A 26,460-nucleotide genomic window follows, 5' to 3' on the forward strand; every position below is an offset into this window, starting at 1 on the left:
AGTGCCGACGTCAGTTCCCCGTGACGCCGGCCCCTTGGTAAGCCCCCTCGTTCGGGGCGAACGGGGGCAGGAGGTTGCCGTAGAAGTCGTGCCAGCCCGGGTTCGTCAGGGAGGCGCCGGTACCCAGAGCCGGTGATCCCCAACGCAGCCGGTAGCCCTGTGCGTCGGCGGGTCCGGTGGCGGTGCCGGGTGCGACGAGGAGGGGGTCACCGGTCACCGGGTGCTGGTCACCGGTCGGGATGGCGGGGACGGAGCAGTAGAGGTTGTTGCGGTAGACCCCGTGGGAGTCGTTGATGGCCGAGCCACCGGATCTTCCGACGAAGATGTTGTCGGAGAACTCGACCGATACGGTACCCGGCGCGGCGATCAGCCGGTCGCTCTTGGTCGTGTAGAAGGTGTTGCCGTAGACCGCGATGTTCCCGGCCGGACCGCACGGCAGGAAGATGACACCGAACCCGTTCCGGTTGGCGTACCCGTCGTTCTGGCTGATGTTGAACCGGAAGAGGTTGCGGTCGGCCTTCTCACCGGGCGCGTTGCACTCGAACAGGGCCCCGCCGTTGTTGTCGCGGCTGAAGTTGTACTGGAACACCGCTCCGTTGCTCGCATGGTCGATGTCGTAGGCGATGCTGGGGAGGCGGCCGTGCGCGTCGGTGACGGAGTTGGACTCCACTATGGTGTCGTCCGCGTTGACCGATGCGACGCCGGAGCGGTACAACGCGGTGTCGGCTCCGAAGTTCCGTACGACGTTGAACGCGACATGCGCACCGGACGTGTTGAACGCCAGGATCCCGTCTCCCGCGACCGTGTCAACGGTGTTGCCGAGGATCTGTACATGGGTCAGCGGGACGTACCGTGTGCCTTTGCCGCGGGGGTACTCGGGCCGGTGCTGCCAGTCCGACTGCGTGGCGATCCCTTCGGGTCCCACCCGGCTGACGGTGTTGCTCCGGATCAGTACGTCGTCAACCGCAGTCGGGGCCGTACTCCCGGCCGCCTGCACCGCGATGCCGGCGCTGCTGACCGTTGTGTGCCGCTCCTGGCAGTCGCATCCATTGACGTCGTGCACGGAGACGTTCTCGACGACATAGTGGTGGCCGGTCCCGTAGTCCTCCAACTGCACCAGCACGCCGTAGCGTTGCACGTCGGGACCCGGAGGCGGCCCCTGGTTCGAGACGTCGAGGTTCCGTATCTCCCAGCCCTCGACATTGCGGAGAAGGACGGTGGCCAAGGCTCCGCCTCCCACGATCCTCGGCTTCGCACCGGAACCGTAGGCGTCCACGGTGACGGGGGCCACGGCCATGCCCGAGCCCTTCGGGGCGAACGTGCCCGTGCACGTGGTCCCGCTCCGGAACAGGATGCGGTCGCGTGCCTGGTAGGTCATCGTCGATGCGCGTGCCGGGGTGCGCCAGGGGTGGGTTTCGTCGGTTCCCGACGCGCTGTCGTCGCCCTGTGCGCAATCGATGTAGTACGTCTGGAACATCACGGGTCCCGCTGCGGCGAGGGGGACCGGGAGGCACCCCATGAGCAGTGCCGCGACGAGGACCAACAGGGCTCTGACGGGGACCTTCACCGCGTGGCTCCAATCGCCTGGTTCTTGGCACGGGGGACACGGTGCCCGCTTCCCGGCCTGCTCCGGGCGGCGGAACACCACGGCGGAACGTGGAGCCGCTACCAGGTGACCGGAATCTCATGTGCGCCATATATCTGCATGTCGGAACGCATCGGCACGTCCTCGGCCGGGACGGCCAGACGGAGGTCCGGGAAGCGCCGGGCCAGCTTGCCGAACGCGATCTGCATCTCCATCCGGGCGAGTTGCTGACCGAGGCACTGGTGGGCACCGTAGGCGAAGGCGACATGCCGTTTGGGTTTCCGTGCTACGTCGAAGACGTCCGGCGCGTCGAACTGCGCGGGGTCCCGGTTTGCCGACTCTATCGACAGAACGATCGGGTCCCCTGCCCGGATCCGCTGTCCGCCGATCTCGAAGTCGGCCTGCGCGGTGCGCGGCAGCCCGAACGGTGCGACCGACAGATAGCGCAGGATCTCCTCGACACCCTGCTCGACGAGCTCCGGACGGTCGCGCAGTGCCTCCCACTGCGTCCGGTGCGTCAGCAGGGCAAGGGCGCCCATACCGAGCATGTTGGCGGTGGTCGCGTACCCCGCGATCACCAACAGATTGCCGATCGCCACCAGCTCGTCATCGGTCAGCGGTATGCCGTCGGCGGGCTCCGCCCGGATGAGGCCACTGATCATCCGGCCGTCCGGATGCCTGCGTTTCTCCTGCACGAGGGCGCGCATGCAGGTGGCCATGCCGGTCATCGCCGCCAGCAGCTCCTCCTTGGTCCGCTCGAGTCGCTGCATCACGTCCGCGTGCTGTTGGAACCATTTGCCTTCGGAGTACGGCATCCCGAGCAGCTCGCAGATCACCAGTGACGGGACAGGCGTCGCGAAGTCCCGCACGAGGTCGGCCGGTGGGCCGGCGGCGGCCATCATGTCCAGGCGTTCGTCCACGATCTTCTCGATCCTCGGGGCCAGCGCACTGAGCCGACGGACCGTGAACTCTCCTGTCAGCAAACGGCGATAGCGGGTGTGCTCGGGCGGGTCCATCCCGATGAACGAGGTACCGAAACCGGAGGCCTCCCATTCATCGGCGGTGAGGGTGACCGACGAGATGTTGGTCTGGAATTTCCGCTGGGCGCTCACCGCAGGGCTGGTCAGCGCTTCCGTCACCTCCGCGAAGCGGGTGACCAGCCAGCCGGTGTTTCCGTCCGGCAACGCCAGTGGGCTGACCGGGCATTCGGCACGGAGGCCGGCGTACTCGGTCGGCGGATCCAGTGGGCACTTCCGGTCCAGCGGCAGAGGTCGCGGGCTCTGGGTCATCACGGTCTCCCTGGGAAAGTCACACCGTTACAGGACGAGTTCGACGTCGTACCTTCGGAGCCAGAGGTCGAGTTGGAGTACGAGCTCGATGTTCATGCGGCTGAACCAGCGGTACGCCTCGTCGGAGGTGTCGGCCGCCGCCCGGCGGGCGTTGCCGACATCGATCAGCGGCAGCACGGGGGCGTCTGAGCGCGCCAGCAGCTCGATGAGCTCGTGGTGCAGGGCATGAGTGTAGGCGGGGTCCTGGGTCACCGGCCATGGGCTCTTCGGCCGGTACAGTACGCGCCGGGGCAATCGGTCGGCCACCGCCGCTCGCAGCAGGCTCTTCTCCCTGCCGTCATAGATCTTCATTGACCATGGAACGTTGTACAGATACTCCACCAGCCGGTGGTCGCAGAACGGGACACGGGCCTCGAGCCCGGAGGCCATGCTGAGCCGGTCGTCGCGGTCCAGCAGCATCGGCAGCCAACGTGTCAGGTGGAGATAGCACAGTTCGCGCATGCGGTGCTCGCCGGCGTCCTCCCCGTCCTGATGGGGAGCCTCCGCGCACGCCTGCCGGTACGTTTCCGCGTAGTGGTCCGGCATGTCGATCTTCGCGAGCAGCCCCGGTGCGAGGAGGCCACGCCCCAGACCCGCCGGCCGGCAACCGCCGTACAGGTCGTCCATCGCCACCCACGGGAACGTCCGGGCGCGGACGAACTCGTCCCGGTGCAGCCAGATGTAGCCGCCGAAGATCTCGTCCGCGCCTTCGCCGATGAGCGCGACGGTGGAGTGCTCCTTGATGCGGCGGAACGTGTGGAACAGAGAAGCATCCATGTCCCCGTACGGCGTGGGCATGTCCTGGGCGCACACCCCCGAGAGCCGGGTGGTTCCGTCCGTGAGATCCGCTGTGCTCAGCACGATGTCCCGGTGTTCGCTACCGGTCCTGCGTACCACCTCGGCCGCGAACGGGGCGTCCGGCGTAGTGCGGTTGTCGTCCGGGCGGAAGTGGTCGCTGTAGCCCTCGAAGGTGGTGGTGACCGTCCGTCCCCGGTAACCGCCCTGATCCGCCAGGGCATCGGCGGCGAGCGCCGCGAGCGCGCTGGAGTCCAGGCCGCCGGACAGCGCCGTGCACAGCGGGACGTCCGATACGAGCTCACGGCGGACGATGTCCTCCAGCAGACCGCGTACTGTGGCGACCGTCGTGTCCAGGTCGTCGGTGTGGGGCGCGGTGCGCAGTTCCCAGTATCCGGTCTCGAGGACGCCCCGGCGGCCGGCCACCGCGACGTGCCCCGGCGGCAGCTCGCGCATGTCGCGGAAGACCGACCGCCCCGGTGTCTTGGCCGTGGACAGCAGCTCGCACAGACCGTCCCGGTCGACCCGAGGACGCATCAGCGGGTTCGTCAGCAAGGCCTTGGGTTCGGAGCCGAACAGGAGGCCTTCGGGCAGCCGGGCGTAGAACAGGGGCTTCACCCCGAGCCGGTCGCGGATCAGCGACAGTTCCTCGCGGTGCGGGTCCCACACCGCGAAAGCGAACATGCCCTCCAGGTGCTGCGCGCAGTCCCGGCCCCACTCCAGGAAGGCGCGCAACACCACTTCCGTGTCACTGCGGGTGCGGAAGCGGTGCCCGCCACGCCGCAGCCGGTCGCGCAGCTCACCGGCGTTGTAGACCTCGCCGCTGTAGGTGAGCACCGCCCGGGTCCGGCCGTCTTCCCGGGCCACCATCGGCTGTGCACCACCGGCCGGGTCGATCACGGCGGTCCGGGTGTGCCCCAGCGCGGCGTGCCGGTCGAGCCACACTCCTTCGCCGTCCGGGCCGCGGTTGCCGAGCGCCTGGGTCATCGACTCCACGGTCGAGCGCGCGGCGGTCAAGTCCCGTGAGAAATCCACCCAGCCGGTGATGCCGCACATACAGCCCTCCAGGTCCAGCATGTCCGCGGTGATGAACAGGCCACTGGGATCGTGGGCGCCGACGCTCGACACAGGCTTGACAGCTTCTCGACAGCGCGGACGGACCGGGCGTGCTGCCGGGCCGGCGACCGTCACTGCCGTCGTCCGGAACGCGGGTTGCCATCCGGTGGCGGCTGCGCCACGATCGTCAGTTGTAACCTCCCGCGTTGTGCCGGTGGTTGAGAAGTTCCGCGGCGCGTTCGGTCACATGGGCTCGGAGAGGCGGACTCGATGGACGAACAGGGCAACCCGCGTCAGGATCATGAGGAAGCCGGCCTGTTCGAACGAGATCTGCCTCCGGAGCGTCAGGTGCTCGGCCTGCTCCAGGGCAAGTGGGTCCTCGGAGCGCTCCGTGCCCTGGTCGACCTCAAGGTGCCCGATGTGCTCGCTGGCCGGCCGCGGACCGCGGCGGAGATCGCGGCCGAGACGGACACCCAGGCCGACGCCCTCTATCGTGTGCTGCGCGCGGTCGCGGCAGCCGGAGTCCTAGAGGAGCGGGCCGACGGCCGCTTCGCGCTGACGCCCCTGTCCACGGGCCTGACCTCCGACTCCCGTAACGGCATTCGCGACATGCTCCTGCTCGCCTCCGACCCGATGTTCTGGCGCCCGTACGAGGACCTGGCGCACACCCTCCGCACAGGCCGGACGGCGCTCTCCCACACCTTCGGCATGTCGTTCTACGAGTACCTCAGGGCCAATCCGGCCACCTGGGAGCTGTTCAACCGGGCGATGCTCCAGAACCGCTGGCCGGCATCCGACCGGATCCTCGCCGAGTTCGGCTTCGGTCGCTTCCGCTGCATCGCGGACATCGGCGGCGGCCGGGGCCAGTTCCTCGCAGAGATCCTGCGCCGGCACCCGGCGTGCACCGGCGTGCTCGCCGACCAGCCCCACACTGTGGCCGGGGCCGAGGAGACCCTCGAGAACGCCGGTGTCGCGGACCGGGTCACGGTCGTGCCGACCGATTTCTTCACCCGGGTGCCGACGGGGTGTGACGCCTATTTCGTCAAGCACACCTTGCACAACTGGGATGACGACAAGGCCGAGCTGATCCTGCGCCGGATCAGGGAAGCCATGGGGAACGACGAGGCGGCTCGGTTGCTGATCGTCGATCTGCTGCTGCGGGGCCCTGGGGAGTGGGACGTCGGCAAACTGATCGACGTGGAAGCGCTCGCCGTGATCGGCGGCAGGGAGCGCGCTCGCGAGGACTGGAACCGCATCGCCGCGGCGGCCGGCTTCGAGCCCGCCAACGAACCGGAACCGGGCGATCTCGCCCTCCTCGAATACCGCCCCGTCCGGTGACGGCGGTTCACCGGACGAAGGACTCCAGCGCGGCGACCACGCTTGCCAGGGACGGCTGCTCGCGCATCTCCGCGGCGACCGCGCGAGCGGCCGCCCGCTCCTCGGCGCCGTCGGCGATCAGACGGGCCATCCGGTCCCGAAGGATCGCGGGTTCGGCCTCACAGGCGTCCAGCACCAGGCCAGCGCCGCGCGCGGCCACCCGCGCCGAGTGGCCGGCGTGATCCGGCAACTGCGGTACCAGCAGCATCGGTACGCCGGCTCGCAGGGCGGTGAGGATGCCGGCGGCACCACCGTGGCCGACCAGCAGGTCGCAGTCGGCCAGGACGTCCTGGAGAGGCGTGTCGACCAGGACCCGGACGGTGTCCGGCAGCGGGCCGAGCAGCGCGCATTGCGCGGCCGAGACGGCCAGTACGACCTCGGCATCCAGGCCCGTGGCCGCGGCAGCGACCCGGTCGGCCAGGAACCGTTTCGGCTCGACCCGGGCGATGGTGTGTCCCCAGCTCACACAGATCCGGGGGCGGCCGCGGTCCGGAGGAAGGCCGGTCGGCCTCATGCCGGAGTCGTTGAACGGCACGTACCGCATGGGCAGTCGGTGATGTTCCCCGATCACCTGCACGCTGGCCGGCACCGGGTCCACGGTGGCGGCCCCGAACGGCTCGAACGCCAAGGCGCCGCACCGGTCGGCCAGGGGGGCGAATGCCTCGGTGAGCACCGGGCCCATCCGCGACAGAAGGTCGGCCCCGTAGAGGTGTCGCACAGCGGGAACGCCGGCGGTCGCGGCCGCCAGCGGGCCGGCCAGTGCGGTCGGGTCGTAGACCACCAGGTCGGCTGCCCAATCGCGGACCAGGCCGGCGAGGTCGTCGACCATGGACTCGGCATGGGCGAGCAGCATACGGACGGCGCGGGGGCGGCCACCGCCGGCTGAGCCGCCGGGCGCAGCCGGCAGGAGGTACTCGCGCACCATGCCGACGGTGTCGATGTCCGTGCCGGCCACCGCGGCCGGCAGCCCCGTACGCAGGATGTCGTCGAACAGCCCGGGCTCACCGGCGAACACCACCTGGTGTCCTGCCGCCCGGCACGCCCGGGCGAGCGGCGCGAGCGCGTACAGATGTGTGGGCCACGCCCACGCCGTGAACAGGACCCGCATGACCGGTACCTCCTCAGCCGTCCTCCGCCACCGGCGGACCGCCGATGGAGACCCTGGCAAACCGCGCTCAAGCCCGGCTCGACGACGTCCCGGCCCATGGCATCGGAAAGGCCGGGGACACGCCCGTCCACCAGTACGGGTCGAGCCGGTCCGGCGACCATGGACGCGCACCGCACCCTGGCCGACGAAGGGGGACACCGTGACCGGACCACGCACCGCACTGATCACCGGGGCCAACCGGGGACTCGGGCTCGCCGTCGCCGCCGAACTCGCCCACCGGGGCCTGCGGGTGATCGTGACCGCGCGCGACGAGGCGTCCGCCGGGCGGGCCGCCGCCGGGATCGGACCGGACGTCCGAGCGCACCGGTTGGACGTGACCGACCCGGTCGGCCCGAGGCAGGCGGCCGGTGAACTACCCGGTGTGGACGTCCTCGTGTGCAATGCTGGTGTGCTGCTCGACAGCGGCCACGACCCGCTCACAGTTCCCCTGGACCTCGTGGAGCGCACGCTGGCGGTGAACCTGCTCGGGGGGTGGCGAGTCGCCCAGGCGTTCGTGCCCGGGATGGTGCGACGCGGTTGGGGCCGCGTCGTGTTCGTCTCGAGCGGCACCGGGTCGTTCCACCTCGGGCTGTGGGCCGGCGCACCGGCCTATTCGCTGTCCAAGACCGGGGTCAACGGCCTGACCACCCTGCTCGCGCAGCAGACCAGGGGCACCGGGGTCCTGGTGAACGCGGTCAATCCCGGTCAGGTGCGGACGAGGATGGTACCGACCGCGGTCCGGCTCGCCGAGGACGCGGCCGTGGACGTCGCGGACGCGGCGGTTCTCCCGGACGACGGTCCGACGGGGGCGTTTCTGAGGGGCGGACAACTCGTCGAGTGGTGACCGCGAGTGCCCGCCCACAGCCGGTGTGGAGGCGGGATCGAGCCGGTCTCCATCACGGACAGCGAGCATGAACGGGCCCGTTCGATCCCCTGTGGAGAAGGAGAGACCGTGCACCGTACTTTGATCGTCGCCAGGCTCAGGACCGAGGACCCCCAGCGGATCGCGGACGTCTTCGCCGAGTCCGACGCCACGGATCTGCCGCACATGGTCGGGGTGTCCCGGCGGACCCTGTTCAGCTTCCACGACTTGTACTTCCATCTGGTCGAGGCGGACCGGGACATCGCCCCCGACCTCTACAAAGCGCGGAGCCACCCGCTGTACCAGGACGTCAACACCAAGCTCGCCGGGCTCGTCCTGCCGTACGACCCCGACTGGCGGGAGCCGAAGGACGCGATGGCGTCACCGTTCTACACATGGACGGCCGGGGAGGGGCGGGTGCGATGACGTCCGCAGCGGAGGAAGGCGCGTCGGTGCCGGCCGCTCGTGCGCGGAAGCGGAAGGTGAACGCCGGGGACGTGGTACCGAACCGCCGCCGGGGCGGCGACATCAGGATCACGCTGAGCCCCAGGACGGTCGGTTCCACTTCCGGTTTCGGCGGCTTCCTCTTCCTGGAGCCCGGCGAGTTCGTCACCGAGCACTACCACCCCTACTCCGAGGAGTTCCTGCACGTCGTCACCGGTGACCTGGAGATGACGGTGGACAATGTGCCGATCCGGCTCGGCCCGGGCGACTCGCTGATCGTCCCGACCGGCCTCCGGCACCGGCTGGTGAACACCGGTACATCAACGGCACAGACCGTCTTCCACCTGTCCCCGCTGGCACCGAGTCCCGAACTCGGCCATGTCGATACCGAGTCGCCGCGGCAGCCGGACGCGCCGGACCCGGTGGTCGGGGAAGGTGCTCCATGAGCAGGACGGCCGTCATCACGGGAATCGGTGTCGTGGCGCCGGGCGGGGTCGGCCGGGAACGGTTCTGGGAGCTGCTGACCGCGGGGCGGACGGCCACTCGCCGGATCACCTTGTTCGACCCCGGCGAGTTCCGCTCGCAGATCGCGGCCGAAGTCGACTTCTGCCCGAAGGAGGCCGGCCTCTCCGCCCGGCAGGTCCGGCGGATGGACCGGGCCGCCCAGTTCGCCATGGTCTGCACCCGGGAGGCGGTGGCCGACAGCGGTGTCGACTTCGGAGGGCTCGACCCGGGACGCGTGGCGGTGAGTATCGGCAGCGCCGTCGGCTGCACCATGGGCCTGGAGGAGGAGTACGCCGTGCTCGCCGACGAGGGCCGGCACTGGTTGGTCGACCACACCTTGGGCGTGCCGCACCTGTACGGCTACATGGTGCCGAGTACCCTCGCCGCGGAAGTCGCCTGGGAGGTGGCCGCGGAGGGGCCGGCGGCGCTGATCTCCACCGGGTGTACCTCCGGGCTCGACGCGGTGGGCCACGGCACCGCGCTGATCGAGGAAGGGTCCGCCGACGTCGTGATCGCCGGTGCGACGGAGGCGCCGCTGTCCCCGATCACCTCGGCGTGCTTCGACGCGATCCGGGCGACCTCGCCCAACAACGGCGACGCCGAACACGCCTCCCGGCCCTTCGACGCCCGGCGCGACGGGTTCGTTCTCGGTGAGGGAGCCGCGGTCCTGGTGCTGGAGGAGGCCGAGGCCGTCCGCCGGCGTGGCGCCCGCGCGTACGCGCATGTCGTCGGGTTCGCCAGCCGCAGCAACGCTTTTCACATGACCGGCCTGAAACCGGACGGGCGCGAGATGGCCGAGGCCATCCGCGTCGCGCTGGACCGGGCCCGGATCGACCCGGCCGATGTGGACTACGTCAACGCGCATGGCTCCGGCACCAAGCAGAACGACCGGCACGAGACGGCAGCGTTCAAACGCGGCCTCGGCCGGCGCGCCCATGAGATTCCGGTCAGCTCGATCAAATCGATGATCGGTCACTCGCTGGGCGCCATCGGCTCGTTGGAGGTCGCCGCCTGCGCGCTCGCCCTCGAACGTCAGGTCGTTCCCCCGACCGCGAACCTGCACCATCCCGATCCTCAGTGCGACCTCGACTACGTCCCGCTCACCGCACGCGAGCATGCCATGGACGTCGTGCTGACCGTGGGCAGCGGTTTCGGTGGTTTCCAGACCGCGATGCTGCTCGCCCGCCCGGAAGCGGCGGGGACCTGATGCCCTGCCCGGGTGGTGTGACGACCGGCCCGGCAGGGGCTGTCGAGTGCGGCTCGAGGTGGCTACCAACCACGGTGGCCAGTGTGAACGACACGATCAGGAAGCCCCGTACCGAAGATCTGTCCCCAACCTTGGGTCACTCGCGTGGAGGGCACGGATGAGCACGGAAAACGCGGTCACGGGCCCCGTCGTGACGGGAATCGGCGTGTGCGCGCCGACGGGGATCGGCATCGAGGGGCACTGGCAGTCGGTGCTGGCGGGGAAATCGGGAATCCGCAGGATCGATCGCTTCGACCCGACGCCGTATCCCGTCCGGTACGCGGGGCAGGTTCCCGGGTTCTCGGCGAAGGAACGGATCCCTCCCAGGCTCATCCCGCAGACCGACCATGGAACCCATCTCGGCCTGGAGGCAGCTTCGTTGGCACTCGCCGACGCCGGCGTCGATCCGTCCGGCGTACCCGAGTACGAGATGGCGGTGGTCACGTCGAGTTCGTCCGGCGGGACGGAGTTCGGACAGCGCGAAATGACACGGCTGTACCTGAACGGCCCGTCATGGGTGGGTGCCTACCAGTCGATCGCGTGGTTCTACGCGGCGACCACCGGTCAGATCTCGATCCGGCACGGCATGCGTGGACCGTGCGGGGTGCTGTGCAGTGAGCAGGCGGGCGGGCTGGACGTGCTCGGGCAGGCACGTCGCCTGATCCGGCGCGGTTCGCGCCTGGTGGTCAGCGGTGGCACGGACGCCTCGCTGTGCCCGTACGGCCTGGCCGCCCAACTGGCCGGCCAGCGACTGTCCGTCGTCGACGATCCGGCCCGGGCCTACATCCCGTTCGACGCCGAGGCGTCGGGACATCTGCCCGGCGAGGGCGGGGCCGTCCTGATCGTGGAGAGCGCCGGCGCTGCCCGTGACCGTGGTGCCGGACAGGGGTACGGGGCCATCGTCGGCTATGCCGCGGGCTTCGACCCGCCGCCCGGGTCGCCCCGGCCTCCGGTGCTGCGCCGCACCATCGAACAGGCCTTGTCCGACGCGGGAGTCGCGCCGTCGGATGTGGACGTCGTCTTCGCCGACGCGAGCGGAGTGCGTGAGGACGACCTGGCCGAGGCCCGAGCGCTTGTCGGCATCTTCGGACCGTGGGCGGTACCTGTCACCGCACCGAAGACGCTGACGGGCCGGCTTTACGGCGGCGGTGCGGCGCTGGATGCCGCAACCGCGTTGCTGGCGCTGCGGGACGGTGTTGTCCCGCACACGGTCGGTACGGAGCGGCCGGCGCCGGACTGCGACATCGACCTGGTGACCGGGCAGCCCCGCGAGGCGGAACTGCGGACCGCGCTCGTGGTGGCCCGGGGGCACGGGGGGTTCAACGCCGCGCTTGTACTGCGGCGGCCGGAGCCGGGCTGACGGTGCCCGGGACCACTGGAGAAGGCAAGGAGAGAACGAATGAACGAGTTCACCCTGGTGGAGTTGAAAGAGATCATGTCGGCCGGCGCCGGTGGCGACGGGGGGTTCGAGCTGGACGGCGAGGCCGCCGACGCGTCGTTCGCCGAACTCGGTATCGACTCGCTGGCGGTCCTGGACCTGTGCGGGCAAGTGGAGCGCCGGTACGGGGTGTCCGTCGCGGACGACGCCGTCGCGCAGATGCTGACACCGGTCGAGGCCGTCGCGTACATCAACGCACTGCTCGCGAGGACAAGGGTGTGAGATGGCAGGACACACGGACAACGAGATCGTTATCGACGCGCCGCACGACCTGGTCTGGACGATGACCAACGACATCGCCGCGTGGCCGCGTCTGTTCAGCGAGTACTCCGAGGCGACTGTCCTGTCCGAACGGGACGGCACCATCGTCTTCCGCCTCTCGCTGCACCCGGACGAGAACGGAACGGTGTGGAGCTGGGTATCCGCGCGTACCCCGGACAGGGCGACCGGAACGGTGCGGTCGCAGCGGATCGAGACCGGCCCGTTCAAGTACATGTGGATCTTCTGGGAGTACGTCCCGGCCGGGCGGGGGGTCCGGATGCGGTGGGTGCAGGACTTCGAGATGAAGCCGGCGGCACCGGTCGACGACGCGGCGATGCAGCAACGGCTCGACCGCAACACCGCCGTCCAGATGCGTCTTGTCAAGGAAAAGGTGGAAGCGGCGGCCCGGAACAGGACCCCGGGAGGCTAGGTGCCCGGCGACCGGGACCGCCCGCGATGGGAGGTACAGCGTGCGTGAAGTCCTCGTCCCCCTCGTGGTGCTGGCCAACGGCCTCGCCGCCGGGGTGCTGGTCGGCACTCAGCTCGGCGGCTGGCCTCTGCTCCGCAGCCTGCCGCCGGACCGGTATGTGCACGCGCATGCGTTCTTCGCCACCCGCTACGACCCGTTCATGCCGATCTGCCTGGTGGTGACGGTGCTCGGTGACCTGGTGCTCGGGGTGCTCGTGAACGGATCGGTGATCCGTGCCCTGTTCCTCGTGGCCGCCGCGCTGGCCCTGGGGACCGTCGCCGTCTCGCTCACCAAGAACGTACCGGTCAACAAGTGGGTGCGCACGCTCGACCCGGACCGTCTGCCCCCCGATTTCGCCGAGCGCGATCCGCGCCGGCACTGGGGCGGCTGGAACCGGACCAGGACCGTGCTGTCGGTGCACGCGCTGTTGGCCAATTGCCTTGCCGTCGGCTTCTCGTTGTGAGCGAGCCGCAGGCGGGGCGGACCAGTCACGAAGACAGGGAGGGCCATCGGATGAATCTCGACCTGGAAGGCAAGAAGGCGCTGGTGACCGGCGGCACCCGGGGTATCGGCCGGGGCATCGTGCGGACGCTGGCCCGCAACGGGGTGGATGTGATCACCTGTTACCGGCAGGACGGTTCGGCCGCGGCCTCGCTGGAACAGGAGCTGAAGGACATCGGCGGGCAGCACCATGTGATATGCGCCGATCTGACCGATCCGGACCAGGTCGGCGTTCTGACCGGTGCGTGCGCTTCGCGCTTCGGCCGGCTCGACCTGGTCGTCAACAACGCCGCCTTCATCAACCACGTCCCCTACGATCAGCTGTCGTTCGCCGACTGGCAGCGTACGGTCGGTACCAATCTCACCGCGGCGCATCTGGTGATCCAGGGAGCACTGCCGATCCTGCACGCCGGCAGCTCGGTGGTGAGTATCAGCTCAAAGTCCGTCGACGTCGGCATTCCGCTGCGCGGGCACTACACGGCGACCAAGGCCGCCGTCCATGGGCTGAACCGCACTCTTGCACGGGAGTACGGCGGCAGGGGCATCCGGTTCAACGTGCTCTTGCTCGGCATGATCCATACCGAGGCTGTCGACGCGCTGCCCCCTGACCAACGGGAGGCCATGATCAAGCGCTACTCGGAGAAGACCTCCCTGGGTCGGTTCGGCACGCCCGAGGAGGTCGCCCACGCCGTGCTGTGGCTGGCCAGCGACCTGTCCCGCTATGTGACCGGCGCGGTCGTCCCGGTCGACGGGGGCATCGCATGACGGCGGCGCGGGGGCCGTTCCGGGTCCTCCTCCAGATGCGGATCAAGCCTGGGGCGGAGAACGAGTTCGAGCGGGTATGGCGGGAGATCGGCGACGCGGTGACCTCGCACCCGGCCAACCTCGGCCAGTGGCTGGCACGCGGCAGCGACGGCGTCTACTACATCATCAGCGACTGGACCGACGAGCCGGCGTTCCGCGAGTTCGAGACGAGCGAACGGCACCTGACACACCGCCGGAAGCTGCATCCGTACCGCTCAGGGGGATCGATGGCCACGATGACGGTGGTCGCGTACCTGCCGGGCACATCCGGAGACGGCCGTACGCACCGACGGTGGGAGGAGGCCGGGTGAGCGGCGGACTGCGAGTCGTGCTGTACCACGTGACGGAGGACGCCCCCGGCCTTGAGTCGGCCTACCACGAGGCGAGTACGCGGCTGGCCGGCGTTCCCGGTCTGCTCGGCAACGAACTGCTGCGCTCGGTGCACGACCCGAACGGGTTCGTGGTCGTCAGCTCGTGGCGGGACATGGCCGCGTTCCAGGAGTGGGAGCGGTGCGCCGAACACCGGGTCCAGACAGCACCGTTGCGTCCCTACCGGGACCTGTCGATGAGCCGGCCGTTCGGTGTGTACAGGGTCACCGCGGCCTATCCGGCGTCGTAAGTCCGGCGGCAGGGTGTCCGCGCCGCGGCCGCCGATGGGCCACCATCACGACGAGCGGCTTCGTGCCTCGTAGTGGTCCATCGGGCCCCGCTTGCCGGTTTCGCCGGAGGCGGCGGACGGCATCGTTCTTCGACGCCGGGGATCGTCGCGGCCACCTCCGCGGGACCTCATGTGACGTTCTCCACCCAGGTCAGCCGGTTGTCCGCGGCCGTACCGGCCATGTGCAACAGGTCATCGACCGGCACGCCTCCCCCCTGGCGCCCGGCAAGGATGCCGGCCAGCCTCTCGCGGGCGTAGACCCGGGCCAGTTCGGGGAACGCGTAGTGAACGGTCTCGCTCTCCGAGGGGACGATGCTGATCAGGTGCCGGTCGACATAGCGCTGCAGGAACTCCTCCACCGTCTTGCTGTCGCTGCCCAGGAGCTCGACCACCCCCTCGGTGGCGAATTCTTTCTGCGGGAGCAGGCTGAGCAGCCGGAAAACGCTCTGTTCCCCTCGGCTCAGCCGCTCGTAACTGGAATCGTAAGAGGATCGCACGTCCAGTTCGCCGAGCCGGAGCTCGTCCAGCAGCCTGCCGGACCGCATCAATTGCTCGAGCAGCCCCGTCAGGGGAAGTTCAGGACTCCTGCTGAGTCGGCCACCAATACAGCGCACAGCCAGCGGGAGACCGCCGACCAATTCCACCAGCCGGTTCGCTGCATCGGGTTCTCTGTTCACTCGCGCGGGACCGATGATTCGGGCAAGGAGTTCTTTTCCCGCCACGAGGTCCATGGCGTCGAGGCTGATATTCCAGGCGCCGCCCAGACCGTACAGGCGGCCACGGCTGGTGACGATCACCGCACATTGCGGGCCGCCGGGGAGCAGGAGCCGTACATCGGCCAGTGACGAGGCGTCGTCCAGTACCAGCAGCAGCTTGCGGCCGACGGTCGTGGACCGGAATAGCTTGCAGCGCTCCTCCAGGTCGTCGGGTATCTGCGGTTCGACGAGGCCGAGGGCGCGCAGAAAGCCGTGCAGTACATTCACGGGATCCTGTGCGGTTCCGGTCGAGCCGTGCAGGTCCGCGTACAGTTGCCCGTCCTCGAATTGCGACCGCACCGTGTGTGCCATGTGCACTGCCAGCGCGGTCTTTCCTGCTCCCGGCATCCCCGTGATGACGGCCACGGGTGTGGCGGTACGGCAGGCCATGCCCCCCGTACGCGGCGCCAGGGTGAGCGAGGCCTGGCCGACAAGGGATGCCCGCCCTGTGAAGTCGGCGAGGTCCGGGGGGAGTTGCGCGGGCATCGGAACGCGCACCGGGGCGGGACGGGGGGCGGTGGCTCCCTTTCCGCCGGCCGATACCATCACGGCCCGGCGCTGCTCGTACGGCGGGCTCACCGCATCCTCCGAGTCCTCTGTCAACAGGGCCTGGTGAAGCGTCTTGAGCCGCTGGCCCGGTTCGAGCCCAAGGTTGTCGATCATGCTGCGCCTCAGTTGCTGGAAGACTTCGAGCGCTTCGTGGCGCCGTCCGGAACGGTGGAGCGCGATCATCAGCGAAGCGTGGACGTGTTCGTGCAGCGGCCGGCTGACCACCAGTGACTTCAGTTCGCTGACGAGCTCCTGGTGGCGCCCCAATTGCAGGTCGGCCTCGATCCGCAGATCGAGGGTGCGGTCCCGGAATTCCTCGAGCCGTGTGGTGTAGGAGGACAGGCGCACTCCGGACACCACGTCGACGAGCGCGGATCCGCGCCACAGCTCCAGGGCTCGGCGCAGCGCCTCCGTCGCCCCCAGAGGATCCTTGCTCTCCAGGAGGGCTTTTCCCTTGCCGGCCTCGTCCTCGAATCGATGGAGGTCGACACGGGAGTCCGGTACCATGAGGGTGTAGCCGCCCGGCCGGGTGCAGATAATTCCCTTTCTGCCGTGCGCGACAAGGACTTTGCGAAGCTTGTAGATGTATGTCTGCAGCGTGGTCATCGCGCTTATGGGAGGGTCCTCCTCCCATAACTCGTCGATGAGTTCAGAGGTTTGCACCAGGGTGTTTCTCCGCATGAGCAGGAGGGCGATCACCTGGCGAGGCTTGGATGCAGTCGGTGCGATGTTGTGAGTGCCGTCGAGAATCTCTAATGGTCCGAGTACTCGGAATTCCATCCAACTTCCCCCATACTCAACGGTGTTGCAGAGCTGCACAAGGCTATCCCCCGCCCCAGGAACTTTCAAGGTTCATCGCACACTTACCGTGTGGTGGCCTAACTGATTGGGTACGGTTTTGAGCGGCTGGTACCTGTGCCTGGGATAATAGATGTGGGCTGTGAAAGAAAAGTAAAATAACTAGCGAGTGCGGCGTCGACAGGACGCTCCGACTCGTTCAGTTACGGAGAGAACGGGAAAGACGAACGCCGGGCCATGGGGCAGGACGCCCTCCGGAGCGAGGCGGAAAGAAGAGCAGCGGCACGGTTCTTCGCCGGGCTGGCGGTACCGAGGCCGTCCGGACGGGCCCGGTGGCGCGTCCGCTGTCGAAGCAGTCTGCCCAGCATGCTCGCACCATGGCCCAGCCGATTCCTGTCCGACGGCGGATGACGACTCCCCGTGGAGGTCAACGGCGCCGTCATGGCTGGCAGTATGGGGGCAGGGCCTCGAAGCCAGGTCGACTCCTCCTCACGCATGCCGGTGGGGTCGCGCCGTCGGACGGCGCGACCATAAGGCCTGATGCAACGTCAACTGCCCTCGATCTGGAAGTTCGAGGGGGAATCCAGCGCAACGGCCGGGTGAATCGGGCAACGGTGCGTGCGCCCGGAGCTCGCCGGAGTCGCCGGCGGCACTCCGGAGCTCCCGGCGGAAAAGTGGGCCCCACTGCCGGGCACATCGTGCCGAGCGGTGGGGCCCGCCGTCGGGAGTGCCCGTCCCGTCAGGAACGGGCGAGGATGCGGGTCAGCGCCTGCTGCAGCTCGTGCTCAGGTCGTGCGGGCAGGCCGATGGCGCGCCATGCGACGAATCCGTCGGGCCGGACGAGGGTGGCTCCTGTACCGGTGATGCCGTAGGCGTCGAGGAAGCGGTGGCCGGGATCGTGGAGTCCGCCGCCGATGTGGTGGGTGTTCAGCGTGACGTGGAGCGATGCCGCCACGGACTTGGCCGCCGCGATCCAGTCGGTGCCTTCCGGGCCGGCGAGCAGGGTGAACCCATCGGTGAACAGGTCGATGGTGGACAGCCTGGTCCCGGCCCGGTCCAGCCAGATGTGCGGCGCGCGCAGGCCCGGGCGCCCGACGGGGGTGCGGGGATCCTCGACCGGTGTGTCCGGAGCGTCGGCCTCGGCGAGGATGGCCGAGGAGCAGTACTTGTACCCGAAGATCATGGAGATCTCGTCGATGTTCTCCAGGTCCTCGGCAGTTCCCTCACGGCGGTTCCGCAACAGCCGCATGGCGTGTTCCAGCGTGGCCCGGGCAACCGGGAGGCGCTCGTCGTGATAGGTGTCCAGGAGCGCCCCACCCGCCTCGCCCTTGACCACCGCGGCGAGTTTCCAGGCCAGGTTGTGCGCGTCCGCGATGCAGGTGTTGGCGCCGTAGGAGCCTGTGGGCGGTACGGCATGAGCCGCGTCACCGGCGAAGAACACCCGTCCGGAGCGGTATTGTCGCGCGACCCACCCACCGATGGTGCTGGTGGAGACCTTCTGGCTCCACCCGGGCACCGGGGGGACGAGGGTGAGCTGGAGGTCGGCAATGCCGGTGGCCAGACGGACCAGTTCGACGCAGCGCTCTTCGGTGAAGTCGTTGGGGGTCTGGCCCAGGTCGGGGCGGTAGGGCACCCCGAGCATCCACCGTCCGAACTCCCGCAGCGGTACCAGGGCCGAGCCCTGGACGGGCCGGTCGAGGTAGGCGAGCAGGAACCGACGGTCGCGCAGGACGGGTGTGAGGTCAGCCTCGAAGACGAAGAACACGCTGGGGAACAGGACCCCGGGCCCGTCCGTGCCGACCCCGAGCCGGTGGCGGATTTCCGCGCGATGGCCGTCCGCGGCGACCAGGTAGTCCGCATGAATGTGCTCTTCAGCGCCGGTGCCGAGCTCGCGCACAGTGGCCGTCACACCGTCGGCGTCGGTGGTGAGGGAGACCAGTTCGGTGCCGAACCGCACGTCGGCGCCGGAGTGTTCGGCGTTGGCACGCACGATGCGCTCCAGCTCGTCCTGGTCGATCATCGCCCAGTCGGTGGGGCTGACGGCTGCCGGCGGTCGGCTGAGAGCGAGCAGGTCGACGCGGAAGCGTTCCTTGTCGGCGAGTGTCTCCGCGCCGATCATCTCGGGGAACGCGGCGAGCATCGACGTGTGTCCGCGGATCTCGTCCTCCAGGCGCAGGGAGCGGTAGATCTCCAGCGAGCGCGGGTTGAACGCCCGTGCCTGCGGCAGCATCGCGATGGAGGGGTGTCGTTCGACCAGGATCGGGCGGATGCCCTGCCGGGCCAGAAACAGGGCTGTGGACAGTCCGGTGATACCTCCTCCCACGATGAGGACTGCGGTCATGCGGTTGCGATCGGTCACTGTCCAGCCACTCCCGTCATCACTCCGTTTCCATCGACCGACGAGTCGTCCGTGGGCCGGGACCGCGGCAGTGCGGCCGTCAGCGCCAGCGCCACGACGAGAACCCCCACACTCACCGCAGTCGTCTGCGCCGTCGCGGTGGCGAACCCGCTGTGCTGCAGTCGGCTGAAGAAGACCGTGCCGAACAGCGCGATTCCGGTGGCGGAGGCCAGCTGCATGGTGGTGGTTACCACTCCCGACGCGGCCCCCGCCTGCTCCGGGCCGACCTCCGACATCGATGTGTTGATCAGTGAATTCAGCGCCGCCCCCATGCCCATGCCGAACCCCAGCGCGGGCAGGAGCAGTGCCCACGTGCTCAGCCGGGTGTCCAGCCGCGCGACGAGAAGCGCCATCGCTCCCAGGCTCACCAGCAGCACGCCGATCGCGCCGGCGGTCAGCAGTCGTCCGAGCCGTGGTGCCGTCTGGATGGCGAGCCCGTTGCCCATGATGATGCCCAGGGTCGCGGGCAGGAAGGCCATGGCCGCCCGCAGCGGCGAGAACCCGAGGCCGAGCTGCAGGTGCAGAGTGAGGACAAAGAACACCCCGATCGCCGTCTGGACGGCGAACGTGACCGCCTGGGCTGCCACCAGGCTGCGGTACCGCAGCAGTTGCGGGGGGATCAGCGGTTCGCCGCCGCGGCGGCCATGGGCACGCTGCTGGAAGGCGAACAGTGCGAACAACGGCAGGGCTGCCACCATCATGACGATCGACCACCAGGGCCAGCCCAGCTCGCGCCCCTGCACCAGGGGGTAGAAGAGGGCGAACAGCCCGGCGGTCAGCAGGGCGAGCCCTCCCGGGTCGACATGCTGCCGGTCGGTGCGCGGCCGGATCGGCAGGGTCACCAGGGCGCCGACCGATGCGAGTACCCCGATGGGCAGGTTGACCAGGAAGATTGCCCTCCAGCCGGAGCCCAGCAGATCGGCCTGTGTGAGCACCCCGCCCAGCAGCGGACCGGCCAGCCCTCCGAGGGGGAAGGCGGCCGAGTAGTAGGCCATTGCCTTCGGGCGCTCGTCCTCGTCGAACTCGGCCTGGATGAAGGACAGGACCTGCGGCACCATCAGCCCGGAGCCGATGCCCTGTGCCACCCGCGCCGCGATCAGGATCCCCACGTTGGGGGCGAGTCCGGCCAGCAGGGAGGCGGCGGTGAAGTCGGCCATCCCCAGCAGGAACAGCCGTTTGTGGCCGTAGCGGTCGCCCAGCCGGCCGCCGGTGATCAGGGTGAGCGCGAACCCCAGCGCGTAACCGGCCGAGATCCACTGCAGTGATGCCTCGCCGGTATGGAGCCGGTGCTGGATGCTCGGCAACGCCACCGTCACGATCTGGTTGTCCACCATGTCCACCAGGACAGCCATGACCATTACCGCGAGCGCCCACCACCTGAGCGGGCTTTTCTCCACCGTGCCCTCCTTTGCCTACGGCGACTGACTTCGACGAGGCCATAGTCAACCGAATAAACGGCACTGTCAACCAGTTTCTTGATTAGTGCATCCTAGTGCTTGAATCTGTCGATTGCGTGTATAGTCGCTTCATGTCCCCGTCGAAACCCCGTAGGTCGCCCAGACCACAGGAACGGCAGCGCGATCCGGAGCGCACCCGCAAGCTCATCCTTGATGCGGCTGTGGCCGAGTTCGCCGCGCACGGGTACGCGGGTACGCGGATCGCCGCGATCGCCGCCAGGGCTGGTGTCAACCAGCAGTTGATTTCGTACTATTTCGAGGGGAAAGAAGGCCTTTACCAGGCCATCTCGGAGCGCTGGCGGGAGCGGCAGAGCGAGCTCATGGCGTCGGGTACGCCGTTGCCCGAGCAGATCCGCAGGTACGCGCTGGAGGCCCTGAACTACCCTGACGGTGTCCGGCTGTTGGCGTGGAGCGGCCTGGAGTACGCCGGTCCGGACACGGACCCCGACCGCGCACCCCGCTCCGAGCGGATGCAGGGGGACATCGACGAGTTCCGTGCCCTCCAGGAAGCGGGTCGGCTGCCGGCCGAGGTGGACCCCGCCTGCCTCACGATCATGCTCATGGCCGCAGCGATGGCCACCACCACGCTCCCGCACGTCATCGAAGGTGTTTGCGGGGTCGATCCCCGCTCTCCCGAGTTCCTCCACCACTACGCGGACCAGCTCGCCGTCGTGGCCCGCCTGCTCAAGCTCGATCCCGCCGAGCACGACACGGAGGCCGGCGGGTCCGCTGACTCCGGAGCCGATTCCGGCCTGGATCGGCCCGTCGGCCGGCGCTGAGCCGTCGGCCGTACGGGTCGTCAGGCGTGGACGACTGCGACCGCGTTGACGGTGACCGAGAGCAACGCCAGTGCTGTGCGCAGCAGATGCCATCGTCGCCACAGCGGCCGGGGATCGTGCCAGTCGGCCGGAACGCGGTCCGGGTCGAGTGACTTGACGACGCGGTTGATGGGCACGTTGCAGAAGTGGGAGATCACGGACACCGCGAGCAGCAGCACCGCGGCGGTCACGAACAACGCGGTGCCGGAGCCGGCCAGGACGGCGAGGGCGATGTCGGTGCCGGCCGACGTCAGCACGATGACCGGCATGACAGGGTCCCACCCGCGGCCGATCAGCTGATGCGCGTATACATACCGGTCCGCCGGCATCGCGAAGAGGGCGGGCAGCACACTGAGCGCCACCGCGAACAGGACCCCCGCCACGACCCCGCTGCCGACGAGCACCTCGACCGAGAGCAGCGCAGCGATCATGACGCTACGGTCACCTGTCCCTCGACGGCCGGGGCAGCTCGACGACCACGGCCGCGTCGTCGTCGGCGCGCCCGGTGTCCAGTACGGCTGCGAACTGGTCCGAGGCACAGCCGGTCACCGGCAGTCCGATACCATGCCCACGTGCCTCCCGCGCGGCCAACAGGAGGTCCTTGTGCATCAAGGAAGCGCGGAACGCCGGGGGCCGGTAGGCCCGCCTGCGCATGAAGTCCGCTCGGAAGGCGAGTACGGGGGACCGCCAGCCGCTGTCGTCGAACGTGTCCAGCAGCAGCTCGCGTTCCACACCCATCGCCTCGACGAACGCGACGGCCTCGGCGAGGCCGGCGGTCTGCACACCCAACAGGAGGTTGAGGGCGAGTTTCAGGACGCCGGCGGCCCCGGGGCCGCCCACGAACCGTGTGTCCCGGCCGAGCGCGTCCAGTACGTCGGACACCGAGTTCACCGCGACCCGGTCACCGGCCGCCAGGACGCGCAGCTTGCCGGCCGCGGCCATCACCGGATTCCCGATCACGCACGCCTCCACCCGGCGTACCCCGAGACCGGCGAGCCGCCCGGTGATGTCCCGGGCGAACGTCGGAGAAACGGTCGAGGTGTCCACCACGGTCAGGTCCGGGCTCAGCGCCCGGCCCAGCCCGGAGAGGACCTGTTCGACGGCGGTCTCGTCGGTGAGGCTCAGAACGGCCACGTCCGCGCCCGCCAGCGCCTCGGCGGGGGAGGGCGCGATGGCCGCGCCCGCGCGGGCGAGGGGTTCTGTCCTCGGAGCGGAGCGGTTGTAGGCGGTCACGGCGAACCCCCTGGCCAGCAGGGCGTGTGTCATCCCGGCTCCCATCGCGCCGAGCCCGATCACGGCGATCGGTGATGTCCTCACTGCTCACCCCTCGGCCGGATGCGTGTCGACGGACAGTTGGGAGACGCAGCGCATGGTGGCGCTGCTGAAGTACTCGGCGAAGCCTTCGGGGCTGCCGGTGTCTCGGGGCCGGGCCAGATAGGCCGCGAGGCGCTCCTCGACGAGGTGCACTCCGCGCTGCGTGGCCATGTGGCGTGAGATCGCGGCGAAGTCGCCCTCGTAGTGGATGATCCGCACCATGACGTCGTCCTTGATGAACACCGCGGTGCCGAGGAGCCGTCCGGCCGGTTCGCCGTTCTCGTCGCGGAACGTGGGCGTGTCTACCCGCTGGAAGTCTGCGAAGATCTCGGCGATCTCGTCCTCGTGCCCCGGTTCGACGTCGTAGGTGATGGCTGCGTAGGGCATGACGTTGGTCCTTTCCCATCCGGATCAGGGATCATGTGAGCTCAGGCGCTGTACCGGGGGCGGGCGGACCGTCGACGGCCAGTGCATGGCCCAGTCGGCGGCGGACCGAGAGCTGCGATGCAGTCACCCCCGCCCCTCCCTCGGCGGCAGTCCGAAGGCCCGGGCGAGCACGTCGGTGAGAGTGCGCTCGGGGTCGGCCATCGGTCCGGGAGCGCGCCAGGCCACGAACGCGTCCGGGCGCACGAGCACCGCGCCGTTTTCGCGAATCCCGTAGGCGGCGGCCCAGTCGCGGTCCACCGGGGCGAGGCCTCCGTCACCGATGATGTGGCTGCGCAACGGCACCGACAGTTTCCTGGCGGCCTGTTCGGCGGCTTCCGCCCAGCCGTTGCGGCTCGAAGGGGTGAGGAGTACGAACGCGTCCCAGAACAGGTCGATCGTGGACAGCCTTTCGCCGCCCCGGTCGAGCCACACATGGGGTGCTCGGGTGCCCGGTTCGCCGGTCAGCTCGAGCGGTGCGCAGAGCACCGGTGCGTCGGGCCTTCCACCGGTGATCGCAGCCGAACGGTAACGGTATCCGAGGGTGATGACGATGTCGTCGATGAGCGAGGCGCGGGTCTCCGGGTCGGCGTAGCCGTGCCGGATGCGGTTACGGACCATCGCCTGCCGGGCCATCGCGGCACCGACGCCCCGCCGTTCGGCGTCATAGCTGTCCAGCAATGCGTCGCCGGCCTGCCCGTCCAGCACGGCGGCGAGCTTCCACGCCAGGTTGTGCGCGTCATGGATCCCGGTGTTGGCGCCGAAGCCGCCGGCCGGCGGATGCACATGGGCCGCGTCGCCCGCCAGGAAGACCCGGCCGCGCCGGAACGTCTCGGCCACGAGTTGCGCACCCTGCCACGGCACCTTGGAAACGATCTCCACCTGCATGCCGGGCCTGCCCGCTGCCGTGCGTACGATCTCGACACAGCGCTCGTCCGGGTAGTCGTCGGGTGTCTCGCCCTTGTCCGGGTAGTACAACGGGGCGGCCAGCCACGGGTCGCAGCCGTGCAGTCGGGACAGCCCCATCAGCGTGCCGGGTGCGGCGGTGGCGTAACAGAGAATGAACTTGCGGTCCTTGAGCAGGGCGGTCAGCTCGGGCGCGCGGAAGTAGATGCTCAGTGCGTTGAAGACCGTGCCGATGCCGGAGCGTTGCACGCCGAGTGCCTGCCGGACACGACTGCCTGCGCCGTCCGCACCGACCAGGTACGCGGCTCTGACCGTGGTCTCCGTGCCGGAGTCGCGGTTCTTGACCACCGCGGTGACGCCTTCGTCGTCCTGGGTGAAGGAGATCAGCCGGGTGGCGAACCGCACGTCGGCCCCGGCCTCGGTCGCCAGCTCGGCCAGTACCCGTTCGTAACGGTCCTGGCCGCAGCCCATGACCCGCTCAGGACTGATCGTCGGGCCGTCCAGGGAGGGAGCCTCCAGCACCACCGCGTCGTCGATCTCGGCGAATGTGGGGACTTGGATGATCCCTCCTTCGAAGTAGGGGTGCGAATCGCCCACTTCGAGCGAACGGATCTCCCGGTGCACACCGGCCGACCGGAACAGCTCCATGGTGCGTGCCTGGAGGCCGGGCGCGCGCGGCAGCGTCGATGTGCCGGCACGCTGTTCCACCAGCAGGGTTCTGACCCCGTGCCGGCCGAGGAAAAGCGCGGTCGAGATACCGACCGGTCCGGCGCCCACGATGAGTACCGGCACTGTGAGTTCAGCCATGCGACTCTTCCTTAGGTTGATGCCCGCCGGCCCCGGGCGCGTGCCGGGGCCGGGCTGCCGGTGGCTTCAGCGGAAGCACGCCTCGGCCAGCCGGTCGAGCCGGCCGACGTCGGCTGTGCAGGGGAAGAGCAGTAACTCGTCGCAGCCGGCCGCGGCGTAGGCGTCGATCGTCTCCCGCAGCCGGGCTTCGTCCACGATCACCCTGGACGCGAGGGTGTGTGCCTTCTTCCCCAAGTAGGAGTAGTAGTCGAGCAGGTAGCGTCCGCCCTGCCGCTTCGGGCCGTCGCCGAGCGCGACATAGGCCAGCGCGCCCAGCCGCGGGGTGTCCGTACGGCCGGCCCGTGTCCACGCGGTACGCGCCTCCTGTACCTGCCCGGGGTAGCGGGCCACCGGGGTGCCACCGGAGATCCAGCCGATTCCGTGCCGGGCGGCACGTGACAGCGCGGCCGGTGAGTTGCCTCCGACCCACAGCGGTATGGTCCCGTTGACCGGCTCCGGGCCGATGCCGGGCACCTTTCCACCGCCTGACCACACCTGTTGCATCTCCTCGAGCAGTCCGTCCAACCATCGGCCCCGCCCGCGGTAGTCGATACCGGTGGCCCGGAAGTCGTCCTCCCGGCCGCCGGCGGCCACGCCGACCACCAACCGGCCGCTGGCGATCCGGTCGACGCTGGCGAGCTGCTTGGCCAGTAGCGCGGGGCTCGGCCAGTAGCCGGCCAACAGGATCGTGGGAGCCAGCGTGATGCGCGTCGTCACCGCCGCGGCCGCGGCCAGCGTCACCATGGCGTCGTAGCTGTCGTAGACCAGCCGGTCGAGCACGGCGAGTGTGCTGAAACCCAGGGCGTCGGCGCGGGCGGCGAAGGCGACCAGCTGCCGGCCGTCGGTTCCGGGGACGGTGTTCGGCAGTCCCACTCCGATATCCATCAGTTCCTCCTGTCCGGGAGCGCGTCATCCCGGTCCGGACCATGCCGGATCACACACCGCCGTCGACGTTGAGCGTGACCCCGCTGATGTAGCGCGAGGTGTCACCGGCGAGGAACAGCACGGCACCGGCGACGTCCTCGGGTTGGCAGATACGGCCCAGCGCGGTCATACCGACGATGCGTCCGACGACCTGCGGAGGCAGTCCCGCGCCGGGTTCGGTCTCGGTCAGCCCGGGAGCCACCGTGTTCACGCGGATTCCGCGCGGGCCGAGTTCCTTGCAAAGCCCCCTGGTGAAACCGACCAGGGCGGCTTTGGACGCGGTGTAGTGGACGCCGTTGACCCGCCCGCGCAGGGCGACCGAAGAGCCGACATTGACCACGGACGCGCCGTCCGCCAGCAGCTTCAGCATGGACTGCGTGACCAGGTAGGCCGCTGTGACGTTGTGGTCCATCAACCGGTGCCACTCGTGGTCGGTCATCTCGGCGAACGACACACCGCCGTCCACCCCGACGTTGTTGACCAGGACGTCGAGCCCGCCCGCCGCCTCGTGCACGACGCCCGCCAGCCTCTCCACCTCGCGCCGACCGGTCACGTCGGCCCGCACCACCCGGTGCCGGTCCCCGAGGTCCTTCAGCTCGCGGGAGAGAGTCTCCGCCGCCTCGTCGCCGCTGTGGTGGCAGACCAGTACCTGTGCTCCGGCGCGGGCGAACGCGAGCGCCGTGACCCGCCCGATCCCCTTGGTACCACCGGTCACCAGCACTCGTTTGCCGCGCAGTCCCTGATCCACCGGATGCCACCTCTCTCGGCCGGCCGACCTTCCGTGTGATGGAGTGCCG

At 69.3% G+C, this 26,460-nt stretch carries 26 protein-coding genes; 13 read left to right on the forward strand and 13 right to left on the reverse strand.

Features of this window, described 5'->3' with window-relative positions; genetic code table 11:
• Positions 1-10: 10 nt before the first annotated feature.
• From ACV530_RS20550 to asnB, 3 genes are all read right to left on the reverse strand, one after another.
• Positions 11-1,567: a right-handed parallel beta-helix repeat-containing protein gene (locus tag ACV530_RS20550; RefSeq protein WP_494334018.1), complete on the reverse strand. Its 1,557-nt coding sequence runs from the start codon at positions 1,565-1,567 to the stop codon at positions 11-13.
• Between the two features lie 98 nt (positions 1,568-1,665).
• Positions 1,666-2,874: a cytochrome P450 gene (locus ACV530_RS20555; RefSeq protein ID WP_494334019.1), complete on the reverse strand. Its 1,209-nt coding sequence runs from the start codon at positions 2,872-2,874 to the stop codon at positions 1,666-1,668.
• A gap of 27 nt (positions 2,875-2,901) precedes the next feature.
• Complete coding sequence (gene asnB / locus ACV530_RS20560) at positions 2,902-4,836, reverse strand: asparagine synthase (glutamine-hydrolyzing) (RefSeq protein ID WP_494334020.1); 1,935 nt, start codon at positions 4,834-4,836, stop codon at positions 2,902-2,904.
• Positions 4,837-5,034: 198 nt separating this feature from the next.
• Here asnB and ACV530_RS20565 point away from each other — a divergent pair, with 198 nt between their 5' ends.
• Entirely contained in the window at positions 5,035-6,102 is a 1,068-nt protein-coding gene (locus ACV530_RS20565) for a methyltransferase (protein ID WP_494334021.1), read from the forward strand.
• 7 nt (positions 6,103-6,109) lie between these two features.
• Here ACV530_RS20565 and ACV530_RS20570 read toward each other — a convergent pair whose 3' ends face one another.
• Complete coding sequence (locus ACV530_RS20570; protein ID WP_494334022.1) at positions 6,110-7,249, reverse strand: nucleotide disphospho-sugar-binding domain-containing protein; 1,140 nt, start codon at positions 7,247-7,249, stop codon at positions 6,110-6,112.
• Between the two features lie 199 nt (positions 7,250-7,448).
• Here ACV530_RS20570 and ACV530_RS20575 point away from each other — a divergent pair, with 199 nt between their 5' ends.
• From ACV530_RS20575 to ACV530_RS20625, 11 genes are all read left to right on the forward strand, one after another.
• Positions 7,449-8,132, forward strand: a complete 684-nt coding sequence (locus tag ACV530_RS20575; RefSeq protein ID WP_494334023.1) for an SDR family NAD(P)-dependent oxidoreductase — start codon at positions 7,449-7,451, stop codon at positions 8,130-8,132.
• A gap of 108 nt (positions 8,133-8,240) precedes the next feature.
• Complete coding sequence (locus ACV530_RS20580) at positions 8,241-8,576, forward strand: TcmI family type II polyketide cyclase (RefSeq protein ID WP_494334024.1); 336 nt, start codon at positions 8,241-8,243, stop codon at positions 8,574-8,576.
• Positions 8,573-9,040, forward strand: coding sequence for a cupin domain-containing protein (locus tag ACV530_RS20585; RefSeq protein WP_494334025.1), 468 nt, complete (start codon positions 8,573-8,575; stop codon positions 9,038-9,040). Before ACV530_RS20580 ends, ACV530_RS20585 begins: the two co-directional genes overlap by 4 nt.
• Positions 9,037-10,305 carry a beta-ketoacyl-[acyl-carrier-protein] synthase family protein gene (locus tag ACV530_RS20590; RefSeq protein ID WP_494334026.1) on the forward strand — a complete coding sequence of 423 codons (1,269 nt, stop codon included), beginning with the start codon at positions 9,037-9,039 and terminating at the stop codon, positions 10,303-10,305. The genes ACV530_RS20585 and ACV530_RS20590 overlap by 4 nt, the downstream gene beginning before the upstream one ends.
• Before the next feature lie 157 nt (positions 10,306-10,462).
• The gene (locus tag ACV530_RS20595) at positions 10,463-11,704 is read left to right on the forward strand and encodes a ketosynthase chain-length factor (RefSeq protein ID WP_494334027.1); all 1,242 of its coding nucleotides are present in this window, start codon (positions 10,463-10,465) and stop codon (positions 11,702-11,704) included.
• A gap of 39 nt (positions 11,705-11,743) precedes the next feature.
• On the forward strand, positions 11,744-12,004 hold the full coding sequence (locus ACV530_RS20600) for an acyl carrier protein (RefSeq protein ID WP_494334028.1): 261 nt from the start codon (positions 11,744-11,746) through the stop codon (positions 12,002-12,004).
• A 1-nt stretch (position 12,005) separates the two neighbouring features.
• On the forward strand, positions 12,006-12,473 hold the full coding sequence (locus ACV530_RS20605) for an SRPBCC family protein (RefSeq protein WP_494334029.1): 468 nt from the start codon (positions 12,006-12,008) through the stop codon (positions 12,471-12,473).
• 40 nt (positions 12,474-12,513) lie between these two features.
• Entirely contained in the window at positions 12,514-12,975 is a 462-nt protein-coding gene (locus tag ACV530_RS20610) for an anthrone oxygenase family protein (RefSeq protein WP_494334030.1), read from the forward strand.
• A gap of 50 nt (positions 12,976-13,025) precedes the next feature.
• Positions 13,026-13,778 carry an SDR family NAD(P)-dependent oxidoreductase gene (locus tag ACV530_RS20615; RefSeq protein WP_494334031.1) on the forward strand — a complete coding sequence of 251 codons (753 nt, stop codon included), beginning with the start codon at positions 13,026-13,028 and terminating at the stop codon, positions 13,776-13,778.
• Complete coding sequence (locus tag ACV530_RS20620; RefSeq protein ID WP_494334032.1) at positions 13,775-14,128, forward strand: antibiotic biosynthesis monooxygenase family protein; 354 nt, start codon at positions 13,775-13,777, stop codon at positions 14,126-14,128. Before ACV530_RS20615 ends, ACV530_RS20620 begins: the two co-directional genes overlap by 4 nt.
• Positions 14,125-14,436 carry an antibiotic biosynthesis monooxygenase family protein gene (locus tag ACV530_RS20625; protein ID WP_494334033.1) on the forward strand — a complete coding sequence of 104 codons (312 nt, stop codon included), beginning with the start codon at positions 14,125-14,127 and terminating at the stop codon, positions 14,434-14,436. Before ACV530_RS20620 ends, ACV530_RS20625 begins: the two co-directional genes overlap by 4 nt.
• Positions 14,437-14,603: 167 nt before the next feature.
• On the opposite strand, the gene ACV530_RS20630 is transcribed toward ACV530_RS20625, so the two are convergent.
• From ACV530_RS20630 to ACV530_RS20640, 3 genes are all read right to left on the reverse strand, one after another.
• Positions 14,604-16,559 carry an AfsR/SARP family transcriptional regulator gene (locus tag ACV530_RS20630; protein ID WP_494334034.1) on the reverse strand — a complete coding sequence of 652 codons (1,956 nt, stop codon included), beginning with the start codon at positions 16,557-16,559 and terminating at the stop codon, positions 14,604-14,606.
• A 757-nt stretch (positions 16,560-17,316) separates the two neighbouring features.
• Positions 17,317-18,918, reverse strand: coding sequence for an FAD-dependent oxidoreductase (locus ACV530_RS20635; RefSeq protein WP_494334035.1), 1,602 nt, complete (start codon positions 18,916-18,918; stop codon positions 17,317-17,319).
• A gap of 14 nt (positions 18,919-18,932) precedes the next feature.
• On the reverse strand, positions 18,933-20,372 hold the full coding sequence (locus tag ACV530_RS20640; RefSeq protein WP_494334036.1) for an MFS transporter: 1,440 nt from the start codon (positions 20,370-20,372) through the stop codon (positions 18,933-18,935).
• Positions 20,373-20,503: 131 nt separating this feature from the next.
• Between ACV530_RS20640 and ACV530_RS20645 the strand changes: the two genes are divergently transcribed.
• Positions 20,504-21,211, forward strand: a complete 708-nt coding sequence (locus tag ACV530_RS20645; RefSeq protein ID WP_494334037.1) for a TetR/AcrR family transcriptional regulator — start codon at positions 20,504-20,506, stop codon at positions 21,209-21,211.
• A gap of 20 nt (positions 21,212-21,231) precedes the next feature.
• Here the strand turns inward: ACV530_RS20645 and ACV530_RS20650 are convergent, their stop codons facing one another.
• From ACV530_RS20650 to ACV530_RS20675, 6 genes are all read right to left on the reverse strand, one after another.
• Entirely contained in the window at positions 21,232-21,681 is a 450-nt protein-coding gene (locus ACV530_RS20650) for an anthrone oxygenase family protein (protein ID WP_494334038.1), read from the reverse strand.
• A gap of 10 nt (positions 21,682-21,691) precedes the next feature.
• Positions 21,692-22,567 carry an NAD(P)-dependent oxidoreductase gene (locus ACV530_RS20655; protein WP_494334039.1) on the reverse strand — a complete coding sequence of 292 codons (876 nt, stop codon included), beginning with the start codon at positions 22,565-22,567 and terminating at the stop codon, positions 21,692-21,694.
• A 3-nt stretch (positions 22,568-22,570) separates the two neighbouring features.
• Positions 22,571-22,951: a SchA/CurD-like domain-containing protein gene (locus ACV530_RS20660; RefSeq protein ID WP_494334040.1), complete on the reverse strand. Its 381-nt coding sequence runs from the start codon at positions 22,949-22,951 to the stop codon at positions 22,571-22,573.
• Between the two features lie 123 nt (positions 22,952-23,074).
• Positions 23,075-24,700, reverse strand: coding sequence for an FAD-dependent monooxygenase (locus ACV530_RS20665; protein WP_494334041.1), 1,626 nt, complete (start codon positions 24,698-24,700; stop codon positions 23,075-23,077).
• A gap of 66 nt (positions 24,701-24,766) precedes the next feature.
• Positions 24,767-25,624, reverse strand: a complete 858-nt coding sequence (locus tag ACV530_RS20670; protein ID WP_494334042.1) for an LLM class flavin-dependent oxidoreductase — start codon at positions 25,622-25,624, stop codon at positions 24,767-24,769.
• Between the two features lie 49 nt (positions 25,625-25,673).
• Complete coding sequence (locus ACV530_RS20675) at positions 25,674-26,411, reverse strand: SDR family NAD(P)-dependent oxidoreductase (RefSeq protein ID WP_494334043.1); 738 nt, start codon at positions 26,409-26,411, stop codon at positions 25,674-25,676.
• Positions 26,412-26,460: the final 49 nt, after the last annotated feature.

The organism is Streptomyces sp. SX-6 (assembly GCF_059089585.1).

Excerpts from the sequence above, each read along its gene's own strand:
- ACV530_RS20620 (WP_494334032.1), top strand. The coding sequence starts at position 13,775 with ATGACGGCGGCGCGGGGGCCGTTCCGGGTCCTCCTCCAGATGCGGATC.
- ACV530_RS20635 (WP_494334035.1), bottom strand. The coding sequence starts at position 18,918 with ATGACCGCAGTCCTCATCGTGGGAGGAGGTATCACCGGACTGTCCACA.
- ACV530_RS20565 (WP_494334021.1), top strand. The coding sequence starts at position 5,035 with ATGGACGAACAGGGCAACCCGCGTCAGGATCATGAGGAAGCCGGCCTG.
- ACV530_RS20615 (WP_494334031.1), top strand. The coding sequence starts at position 13,026 with ATGAATCTCGACCTGGAAGGCAAGAAGGCGCTGGTGACCGGCGGCACC.
- ACV530_RS20605 (WP_494334029.1), top strand. The coding sequence starts at position 12,006 with ATGGCAGGACACACGGACAACGAGATCGTTATCGACGCGCCGCACGAC.
- ACV530_RS20600 (WP_494334028.1), top strand. The coding sequence starts at position 11,744 with ATGAACGAGTTCACCCTGGTGGAGTTGAAAGAGATCATGTCGGCCGGC.
- ACV530_RS20665 (WP_494334041.1), bottom strand. The coding sequence starts at position 24,700 with ATGGCTGAACTCACAGTGCCGGTACTCATCGTGGGCGCCGGACCGGTC.
- ACV530_RS20630 (WP_494334034.1), bottom strand. The coding sequence starts at position 16,559 with ATGGAATTCCGAGTACTCGGACCATTAGAGATTCTCGACGGCACTCAC.
- ACV530_RS20670 (WP_494334042.1), bottom strand. The coding sequence starts at position 25,624 with ATGGATATCGGAGTGGGACTGCCGAACACCGTCCCCGGAACCGACGGC.
- ACV530_RS20650 (WP_494334038.1), bottom strand. The coding sequence starts at position 21,681 with ATGATCGCTGCGCTGCTCTCGGTCGAGGTGCTCGTCGGCAGCGGGGTC.
- ACV530_RS20595 (WP_494334027.1), top strand. The coding sequence starts at position 10,463 with ATGAGCACGGAAAACGCGGTCACGGGCCCCGTCGTGACGGGAATCGGC.
- ACV530_RS20645 (WP_494334037.1), top strand. The coding sequence starts at position 20,504 with ATGTCCCCGTCGAAACCCCGTAGGTCGCCCAGACCACAGGAACGGCAG.
- ACV530_RS20570 (WP_494334022.1), bottom strand. The coding sequence starts at position 7,249 with ATGCGGGTCCTGTTCACGGCGTGGGCGTGGCCCACACATCTGTACGCG.
- ACV530_RS20585 (WP_494334025.1), top strand. The coding sequence starts at position 8,573 with ATGACGTCCGCAGCGGAGGAAGGCGCGTCGGTGCCGGCCGCTCGTGCG.
- ACV530_RS20590 (WP_494334026.1), top strand. The coding sequence starts at position 9,037 with ATGAGCAGGACGGCCGTCATCACGGGAATCGGTGTCGTGGCGCCGGGC.
- ACV530_RS20555 (WP_494334019.1), bottom strand. The coding sequence starts at position 2,874 with ATGACCCAGAGCCCGCGACCTCTGCCGCTGGACCGGAAGTGCCCACTG.
- ACV530_RS20660 (WP_494334040.1), bottom strand. The coding sequence starts at position 22,951 with ATGCCCTACGCAGCCATCACCTACGACGTCGAACCGGGGCACGAGGAC.